Below are 8320 nucleotides of genomic sequence, written 5' to 3' on the forward strand. Positions count from 1 at the left end.
GGCCGGATCGCAGCGGGTCACAGCTTGCGCAGGCTGAGGCGCTGGACCTTGTGGTCGGGGCCCTTGCGCAGCACCAGGGTGGCCCGGCCCCGGGTGGGGGCGATGTTCTCCACGAGGTTGGGCCGGTTGATGGTGCGCCACATCGTGCGGGCGTAGTCGAGGGACTCCTCCTCGGAGACCTGGGTGTACCTGCGGAAGTACGACGACGGGTCCTGGAACGCGGTCTCCCGCAGCCGCTTGAAGCGGTGGAGGTACCAGCGCTCGATGTCCTCGGTGCGGGCGTCCACGTACACGCTGAAGTCGAAGTAGTCGGCGAGGCCCACGCGGGTGCGGCCGTCCTGGCCGGGCAGGGCCGGCTGGAGGACGTTGAGGCCCTCGACGATCAGGATGTCCGGGCGGCGCACGGTGAGCTTCTCGCCGGGCACGATGTCGTAGATGAGGTGCGAGTAGACGGGGGCGGTGACCTCGTCCTTGCCCGCCTTGATGTCGGCGACGAAACGGGTCAGCGCCCGACGGTCGTACGACTCGGGGAAACCCTTCCGCGACATCAGGCCCCGCTCCTGGAGCTCCTTCGTCGGCAGCAGGAAGCCGTCCGTCGTCACCAGCTCCACGCGCGGGTGCTCGGGCCAGCGGGACAGCAGCGCGCGGAGCAGCCGGGCCACCGTGGACTTGCCGACGGCCACGGAACCGGCGACCCCTATGACGAAGGGCGTGCCCGACTGGGAGCCCTGCTCGCCGAGGAACGTGTTCAGCGCGCCCCGCAGCCCGTCGGTGGCGCCGACGTAGAGGTTGAGCAGCCGGGACAGCGGCAGGTAGATGTCCCGCACCTCGTCGAGGTCGATGACGTCGCCGAGGCCGCGCAGCCGCTCGACCTCCGCCGCCGACAGGGGCAGCGGGGTCTTGTCGCGCAGCGCGCTCCACTCGGCGCGGGTGAGGTCCACGTAGGGAGTCGCCTCCGGCCGCTGCCGGTGGGCGCTCCGGGGTGTCGGGGAGACCGGAGAGATCACAGTCCATTGTTAACGGAGTTCGAACGGGGCGGCAGGTGGGCTGCGTCACGCCGCCCGCCGCTTCCGCGGCCGTCAGGGATCACGCGGTTGTCACGGTCGCATACCGGGTGATCACCTGATGATCATCTGTGTGGCGGTCGTCTTCGTGATCCGTTTGGATTGCGCGCATTGCGTTGCGGAGTCCTCCGCACCTTCGAGAAAGAGTCCCACGTGAGAACCACCGCCGTCCGCCGTACCGCGCTCGCCGCCTCCGCCGCCGCGCTCGCCCTGCTCGTCACCGCCTGCGGTGGCTCCGGCGACGAGGACAAGGCCGACGGCGACAAGGGCAAGGGCGACTCGACCGCCTCCGCCTCCGCCGCGCCTGCGGCCGAGGCGCTCACCGCCGACGAGCTGAAGAAGGCGGCGCTGGTCTCCGGCGACGTCGAGAGCGGCGAGGTCACGGACCAGGTGTCGCCCAAGGACTTCGTCAAGCAGGACGAGGTCGAGGCGGACGACGAGGCGTGCGCGGCGCTGGCGTACGTCCAGTCCGGCACGGTGGTGGGCAAGCCGTCGGCCACGGCGCAGTGGATGTGGATCGGCGAGCCGGACAAGAGCGCGGCCGCGGGCGGCGACGCCGAGGACGTGATGAACGCGGCGCTCGACGTGACCTCGGTGCGCGCCACCCTCGCGGCGTACGCGGACGGCGGCGCTCAGAAGGCGATGGAGGAGCTGGGCAAGGCCGTGGGCGACTGCGCCGGCGGGTTCGCCTACACCGCCCAGGGCGAGAAGGTGAAGAACCTGAAGGTGGCCGAGACGGAGGCGCCCGAGGGCGCCGACGAGGCGCTGGCCCTGACGGCGACCGTCGACACCGAGGGGACGAAGGTCCCGATGAAGGCCGTCGTGGCCCGCAAGGGTTCCACGGTCGCCTACTTCCCCGCCGTGAACCTGGCCTCGGTCGGCTCGGGCGAGGACTTCGAGTACCCCGCCGACGTGGTCCGGGCGCAGCTCGCCAAGCTCGGCTGACGCGCCTGCGCGTTCCGTTCCCACCGGTGCTTCCTGCACCGGTGGGAATTTCCGATTTCGGGCAGGTGAAGGCCTTTTCCGGCGGCCGGCGGACCGTAGGCTGCCGGGCATGTGCGGAATCGTGGGATACGTGGGGCCGCAGTCGGCGCTGAGCGTCGTGACGGCCGGACTGAAGCGGCTGGAGTACCGGGGGTACGACTCGGCGGGCGTCGCCGTGCTGGCGGACGGCGGTCTGGCGACCGCCAAGCGGGCCGGGAAACTCGTCAACCTGGAGAAGGAGCTGGCCGAGCGGCCGCTGCCGACCGGGTCCACCGGCATCGGGCACACCCGTTGGGCCACCCACGGCGGCCCGACGGACGCCAACGCCCACCCGCACCTCGACAACGCGGGCCGGGCCGCCGTCGTCCACAACGGCATCATCGAGAACTTCGCCGTCCTGCGCGAGGAGCTGACCGGGCGCGGCCACGACCTCGCCTCCGAGACGGACACCGAGGTCGTCGCCCACCTGCTCGCCGAGGAGTACTCCTCCTGCGCGGACCTCGCGGAGGCGATGCGGCTGGTCTGCCGGCGTCTGGAGGGCGCGTTCACCCTGGTCGCCGTGCACGCGGACGAGCCGGACGTGGTGGTGGGCGCGCGGCGGAACTCCCCGCTGGTGGTGGGCGTGGGGGACGGCGAGGCCTTCCTCGCCTCCGACGTGGCCGCGTTCATCGAGCACACCCGGGACGCCGTCGAACTGGGGCAGGACCAGGTGGTCGAGCTGCGCCGGGACGCGGTGGCGGTCACCGGCTTCGACGGCCGCGCGGCCGACGTCCGCGCGTACCACGTGGACTGGGACGCCTCCGCCGCCGAGAAGGGCGGTTACGCCTCCTTCATGCTCAAGGAGATCGCCGAGCAGCCGAAGGCGGTCGCCGACACCCTGCTGGGCCGCATCGACGGAGCGGGCTCGCTCACCCTGGACGAGGTGCGCATCCCCGCGAACGTCCTGCGCGAGATCGACAAGGTCGTCATCGTCGCCTGCGGCACGGCCTTCCACGCCGGGCTGATCGCCAAGTACGCCATCGAGCACTGGACCCGGATCCCCTGCGAGGTGGAACTGGCGAGCGAGTTCCGCTACCGGGACCCGATCCTCGACCAGCAGACCCTGGTCGTCGCCGTCTCCCAGTCCGGCGAGACCATGGACACGCTGATGGCGCTGCGCCACGCCCGCGAGCAGGGCGCGCACGTGCTGGCGATCTGCAACACCAACGGCTCCACGATCCCGCGCGAGTCCGACGCCGTGCTGTACACGCACGCCGGCCCCGAGGTCGCGGTCGCCTCGACCAAGGCGTTCCTGACCCAGCTGGTCGCCTGCTACCTGGTGGCGCTGTACCTGGGGCAGGTGCGGGGCACCAAGTGGGCGGACGAGATCCGCGCGGTGGTGCGGGACCTGTCCTCGGTCCCCGGTGCGGTGGAACGCGTCCTGGGGACGATGGAGCCGGTACGGGAGCTGGCGCGGTCACTGGCGGGGAAGGACACGGTGCTGTTCCTGGGCCGGCACGTGGGCTACCCGGTGGCGCTGGAGGGGGCCCTGAAGCTGAAGGAGCTCGCGTACATGCACGCGGAGGGCTTCGCGGCGGGCGAGCTGAAGCACGGGCCGATCGCGCTGATCGAGGACGACGTGCCGGTCGTCGTGGTCGCCCCCTCGCCCCGGGGGCGGTCCGTCCTCCACGACAAGATCGTCTCCAACATCCAGGAGATCCGGGCGCGGGGCGCGCGGACGATCGTCATCGCGGAGGAGGGCGACGAGGCGGTCGCCGAGTACGCCGACCACCTGATCCGCGTCCCGGTCACCCCGACGCTGCTCCAGCCGCTGGTGGCGACGGTGCCGCTGCAGGTGTTCGCCTGCGAGCTGGCGACGGCGCGGGGCAACGAGGTGGATCAGCCGCGGAACCTGGCGAAGTCGGTGACGGTGGAGTAGGACTTCCCCCCGTCCGGGAACGCGGAGAGGGCCCCGGCGGGGAAGGCGAGGGTCGCCCCGGCCGGGGCCTTCGAGTCGCGGACGCCCACGCGGGCGGGAGTGCTCGCGATCTCGACGCAGTCGTTGCCGTCGCCGGGGCCCGAGCAGGACGGCTTGCGCCAGTTGTTCATCGAGTGCCTCACAGCTCTTTGACCGGACGGTTGATGAAGTCACGCGAGCGTTCCGGTTCCAGTGACGCGGCTTCAATTTTACGGAAACGCATTCGGTAGGCGCCGAGTTGTGCCTCTGCGTCGACAAGGGTCGAGCCGTGGGGCGCGTCGCGTACGACCGTGTCCAGTCGGGCAACGGGACCGCCCACGTGGGTCATGGTGCCTGCGGCCAAGCCGGAGCCGTCCAGGTCGAAGGGGATGACGCGCACGGTGATGCCGTTCGCCCCGGAAGAGTCCAGGAGTGAGGTGAGCTGGGCGGCCGGAGTGCTGCGGATCGGGGCGTGGGACACCGACCCCGCGCCGACCGACGCGCCGCTGCCCTTCGAACGGTCCGCGGACCTCGGCCTGGAGGACGGGCGCGGACTGGCACTGGTGCGGGCGTGTGCCGACCTGTGGGGGTGCCAGCCGCTGTCCAGGGAGGGAAGCTCGGGAAAGTACGTGTGGTGCGAGCTGGCCACCGCCTGAGAGGGGTGGGGTCGCTGGACCCGCTCGTCGTCGCGGGACGGCTCCGGCCCCACCGCTCACGCGGCGGAGCCGGAACGGTGCGGGTCGTCAGTCCTTGTCCGTCCACCAGTAACGGTCGGTGTTCTTCGTCCGCACGTCGCCGACGGACGCACACCAGGTGACGCGCTTGCCGTTGTCGGTGGCGCCCATGGTGGTGCGCGCACAGGCACGGATCACGCGCTTCGGAATGTCACTGCGCCAGTGGGCGTACCACTTCGAGTAGAACTTCTTGTCCTTCTTGGTGGTGCTCACGCCGCCGCAGCCCTTCCAGTTCTTGCCGCGGTCGTCGCTGATGTCGACCCACACGCGGTCGCCCTTGCGGACCTTGCCGCTGAGGCGGGCCGCGGAGTTGTCGGGGACGCCGGGACCGGTACCCGTCGAGAGGATCAGGACGCGGCCGTACTTCTTGGTCTCGCCGTAGTTGTACTTCTTCGTTCCCTTGCCCTTGTGGCTCAGGACCAGCGGCTTGCTCTGCTCCTTGTACGTGCACTTGCCGCCCTGGGCCGTGGCGCCGGCCTCGGAGGCGACTGCCGTCCCGCCGGCCAGCGTGGCGGTCAGCACGGTGGCCGTGGCCGTGGCCGTCAGCACGCGGTGGATTCGTGACATGCGGTTCTTCCCCGTTTCTGTCTGCTGCCCCGGCGGTCTTCGCCGGGCGACGGGGACAACTGTGGTGCTCCGCCCCGCCGGATGGCCACGTTGTCGTGTCCCGGCTCGGCACGGGACATGTCCGATGCCCCTGACCTCGGATGCCGCAGACAGGACGGGACAGGCGTGCCATGCTGTGACGGTAGCCGGAGGGGCCGTCACGGGGGTGGGGGACTTGAAGCAGACGGCGGACGCCCGGGCGTTGGCTGCCGCGCTGGAAGGGCTGAAGCGGCGGAGCGGCCTCACCTACCGAGAGTTGGGGAGCAGAGTATTCGTCAGCAGCTCCACACTGCACCGGTACTGCAGCGGCAGGGCGGTGCCCGGTGACTACTCCCTGGTCCTGCGGATCGCCCGGGAGTGCGGGGCCGGCCCCGAGCAGCTGCACGAGGTGCTGCGGTGCTGGGAGGGGGCGACGGGGCGGAGCCGGGACCCGGAACCCGTCCGGCCGGACGGCGACGGAGAGGCGCCGGTCCAGCCGTCCGCCGCCGGACGGGACCCGGCGAGCGCGTCCGCCGGCACCGTGACCGGGCCGCCCGTGCGCCGGCGTTTCGCGGCCGTCCGTCTCGTACTTGCGGCCGTGCTCGCGCTCGCCGTGCTGGGAACCGCCGACGCCGGCTCCCCGAGCGCGTCCAGGACGGCCGTCAAGCCGATCCCGGCAGGGGCGGCCGGCTGGGCCCGGGCACCGCTGCCCGTCGCCCCGGAACTGTTCGGCGTGACCATGAACAGCTTCAGCGGTGCCATGCCGTCCTTCCGGGTGGGGTCGTTACGGCTGTGGGACAGCGAGACGAGGTGGTCCCAGATGGAGCCCAGGCGCGGCGAGTTCGACTGGTCGGTCCTCGACCGGCTGCTCGACGGCGCCGAGCGGCAGGGGCTGCCCACCCTCTTCGTCTTCGGCGGCACACCGTCGTGGGCCGCGCCGGGCGCGCGCAAGGCCGCGTACCCGGAGGGCGCGCGTGCGGCACCGCCGGATGACCTCGACGACTGGAGCGCCTTCGTGCGCGCGCTGGTACGGCACGCGGGTGACCGCATCGACGCGTACGAGCTGTGGGTCATGGCCAATCACCCGCATCACTACAACGGCAGTGTGGGGACGCTCGTCGACATGACCCGCCGTGCGAGCCGCATCATTCAGCAGGAAGACGCGGACGCGGCCGTGGTCTGTCCGTCGGTCACCGACCTGTGGCGGGAGGAGGCGCACCGGTACCTGCTGCGTTTCGCCGAGCTGGGCGGCTACCAGCACTGCGACGCCGCGGGCGTCAAACTCTTCCAGCGGCACGTCACCGACCCCCCGGAAACCATGCTGGAAGCGGTACGGAGGACCGAACGGACGTTCCAGCGTGCCGGGTATCGCCCACCCGTGTGGAGCACGGGAACCACGCAGACGTTGCCGCTGAACGACCCGCTGGACGCGGACACGGCGGCGAACTACGCGGTCCGCTTCTACCTGACGGGCCTCTACGCCCAGAACCGGAACCTGGAACGGATGTACTTCTACGCCTGGGGCAACGGCAAGGTCCCGGTCGTCGTCCAGGCCGAGGGGCAGAAGCCCACGAAGGCAGGACTCTTCGTCGGCCGCCTTCAGGAGTGGCTGGCCCACGCCCGGATCCGTTCCTGCGGACACGGCCGCCAGGCCGCTCTTCCCGACAACGTCTGGCAGTGCGAGTTCCTCGTGCCGGACGTGCGCGGTGTCCTCCGCACGGCCCGTATCCGCTGGACGCACTTGGGGACGGCGGAGGTCCCGGTGGGTGCGGGCGCGCGGCGCGTCGAACACCTCGACGGCACCGTCCGTGAGGTCGACGCCCGGGACGGAGAACGGATCACCGAACGGCCGGTGCTGATCCGGTACGGCTGAGCGCACGCTGTCCCCGGCGCGTCCGCCGTGCCGCCCGGTCCGGCGCGACCTGTGCCAATTCCCTCAAGTCCGTGAAGCTGGCGCGGAGTTGGAGAGCCTGTGTGCGGGCGGCCGGGGCACTCGAAGGGCCGGAGGTTGATACACATGGTTCCCCTGCTCCTGGTTCTTCTTCTGGCGCTGGTCCTGTTCGGTGCGGGCTTCGCGCTTGAGGCGCTGTGGTGGATCGCGGCCATCGTGGTCGTGCTGTGGCTGGTGGGCTTCTTCGTCCGCCCGGCGGGCACGGGTGGCGCGCGGGGCCGCTGGTACCGCTGGTAGGGCGGCGGAATGTGTGCGGAAAGGGTGAAAGGGGGCGTGGGAGAGGGGCCGGCGGGCACCTGCCCGCCCGTCGGGCGCCGGTGCGCACGGGAATTGGCGGCCTCCACGCCGGCGTCCGACGTCCCACCGCGTGCGGGCTCGTAAGGTGCTGGGCATGAGCATCATCGGAGTCGGGATCGACGTGGCCGAGGTCGAGCGGTTCGCGGCGTCGCTGGAGCGGACGCCCGCGCTGGCCCAGCGGCTGTTCCTGGAGAGCGAGCTGCTGCTGCCCAGCGGGGAGCGGCGCGGTGTCGCCTCGCTCGCCGCGCGGTTCGCGGCCAAGGAGGCGCTCGCCAAGGCGCTCGGCGCGCCCGCGGGACTGCACTGGACCGACGCCGAGGTGTGGTGCGAGGACAGCGGGCAGCCGCGGCTGCGGGTGAAGGGGACGGTGGCCGCCCGCGCCGCCGCGCTGGGCGTGCGGTCCTGGCACGTGTCGCTCAGCCATGACGCCGGGGTGGCCTCGGCGGTCGTGATCGCGGAGGGGTGAGGTCCGTGTCCGCCTTTCCCGGGGCCGGGGTCGACCTGCCGGTCTGGGGCGACGCGTTCCTGGTCGTCGCCGCCGTGCTCACCGTCGTCTTCGCCCTCGTGAGGCTGGTGCGCCACCGCCGTCGATGAATGTGTGAAAAGAGGGTGCGTGTATCGAGTGGACCGGGGTAGACGCGTTTGAGCCGGTGCCGGAAGTGGGGCCGATCGATCAGGGAGGGCGAACAGTGACGTCGACGATGGCGCGGACCGACCGGGCTCAGACGGTGACCGAACTGCCGGAGGTCGTCGATCCCGGCCAGGTCGC

10 protein-coding genes and 1 pseudogene are annotated in these 8320 nt (G+C 71.5%); 7 read left to right on the forward strand and 4 right to left on the reverse strand.

What is annotated here, in order from left to right:
* Positions 1–17 precede the first annotated feature (17 nt).
* Positions 18–1007, reverse strand: coding sequence for a type I pantothenate kinase (coaA, locus tag ABTY20_RS05305; protein WP_351995635.1), 990 nt, complete (start codon positions 1005–1007; stop codon positions 18–20).
* A gap of 210 nt (positions 1008–1217) precedes the next feature.
* Between coaA and ABTY20_RS05310 the strand changes: the two genes are divergently transcribed.
* Positions 1218–2009 carry a hypothetical protein gene (locus tag ABTY20_RS05310; RefSeq protein ID WP_351995636.1) on the forward strand — a complete coding sequence of 264 codons (792 nt, stop codon included), beginning with the start codon at positions 1218–1220 and terminating at the stop codon, positions 2007–2009.
* Positions 2010–2118: 109 nt separating this feature from the next.
* Positions 2119–3966 (forward strand): glutamine--fructose-6-phosphate transaminase (isomerizing), encoded by a 1848-nt coding sequence (glmS, locus tag ABTY20_RS05315; RefSeq protein ID WP_351995637.1) that lies wholly within the window; start codon positions 2119–2121, stop codon positions 3964–3966.
* Here the strand turns inward: glmS and ABTY20_RS05320 are convergent.
* Positions 3927–4136, reverse strand: coding sequence for a DUF397 domain-containing protein (locus ABTY20_RS05320; protein WP_351995649.1), 210 nt, complete (start codon positions 4134–4136; stop codon positions 3927–3929). The two genes, glmS and ABTY20_RS05320, sit on opposite strands and share 40 nt — an antisense overlap.
* 8 nt (positions 4137–4144) lie before the next feature.
* Positions 4145–4384, reverse strand: coding sequence for a Scr1 family TA system antitoxin-like transcriptional regulator (locus tag ABTY20_RS05325; protein WP_502991747.1), 240 nt, complete (start codon positions 4382–4384; stop codon positions 4145–4147).
* 37 nt (positions 4385–4421) lie between these two features.
* Here ABTY20_RS05325 and ABTY20_RS05330 point away from each other — a divergent pair.
* Positions 4422–4640 (forward strand): annotated as a pseudogene (locus ABTY20_RS05330) (ATP-binding protein); the annotation flags it as partial.
* A gap of 87 nt (positions 4641–4727) precedes the next feature.
* On the opposite strand, the gene ABTY20_RS05335 reads toward ABTY20_RS05330, so the two are convergent.
* A complete protein-coding gene (locus tag ABTY20_RS05335) occupies positions 4728–5285 on the reverse strand; it encodes a hypothetical protein (RefSeq protein ID WP_351995638.1) in 558 nt (185 codons plus the stop codon).
* Between the two features lie 214 nt (positions 5286–5499).
* Between ABTY20_RS05335 and ABTY20_RS05340 the strand changes: the two genes are divergently transcribed.
* The 4 genes from ABTY20_RS05340 to ABTY20_RS05355 all read left to right on the forward strand — a co-directional run bounded on the left by ABTY20_RS05340 (position 5500) and on the right by ABTY20_RS05355 (position 8145).
* Complete coding sequence (locus tag ABTY20_RS05340) at positions 5500–7176, forward strand: helix-turn-helix domain-containing protein (protein WP_351995639.1); 1677 nt, start codon at positions 5500–5502, stop codon at positions 7174–7176.
* Between the two features lie 144 nt (positions 7177–7320).
* Positions 7321–7491, forward strand: a complete 171-nt coding sequence (locus ABTY20_RS05345; protein ID WP_351995640.1) for a hydrophobic protein — start codon at positions 7321–7323, stop codon at positions 7489–7491.
* A 154-nt stretch (positions 7492–7645) separates the two neighbouring features.
* On the forward strand, positions 7646–8017 hold the full coding sequence (locus tag ABTY20_RS05350; RefSeq protein ID WP_351995641.1) for a holo-ACP synthase: 372 nt from the start codon (positions 7646–7648) through the stop codon (positions 8015–8017).
* Between the two features lie 5 nt (positions 8018–8022).
* Complete coding sequence (locus tag ABTY20_RS05355) at positions 8023–8145, forward strand: hypothetical protein (protein WP_351995642.1); 123 nt, start codon at positions 8023–8025, stop codon at positions 8143–8145.
* The last annotated feature ends 175 nt before the right edge of the window (positions 8146–8320 follow it).

This window comes from Streptomyces sp. NPDC126497 (assembly GCF_040302425.1).
In the GTDB taxonomy this organism is placed as follows: Bacteria; Actinomycetota; Actinomycetes; order Streptomycetales; family Streptomycetaceae; genus Streptomyces.

Excerpts from the sequence above, each read along its gene's own strand:
- glmS (WP_351995637.1), top strand. The coding sequence starts at position 2,119 with ATGTGCGGAATCGTGGGATACGTGGGGCCGCAGTCGGCGCTGAGCGTC.
- ABTY20_RS05320 (WP_351995649.1), bottom strand. The coding sequence starts at position 4,136 with ATGAACAACTGGCGCAAGCCGTCCTGCTCGGGCCCCGGCGACGGCAAC.
- ABTY20_RS05335 (WP_351995638.1), bottom strand. The coding sequence starts at position 5,285 with ATGTCACGAATCCACCGCGTGCTGACGGCCACGGCCACGGCCACCGTG.
- ABTY20_RS05345 (WP_351995640.1), top strand. The coding sequence starts at position 7,321 with ATGGTTCCCCTGCTCCTGGTTCTTCTTCTGGCGCTGGTCCTGTTCGGT.
- ABTY20_RS05350 (WP_351995641.1), top strand. The coding sequence starts at position 7,646 with ATGAGCATCATCGGAGTCGGGATCGACGTGGCCGAGGTCGAGCGGTTC.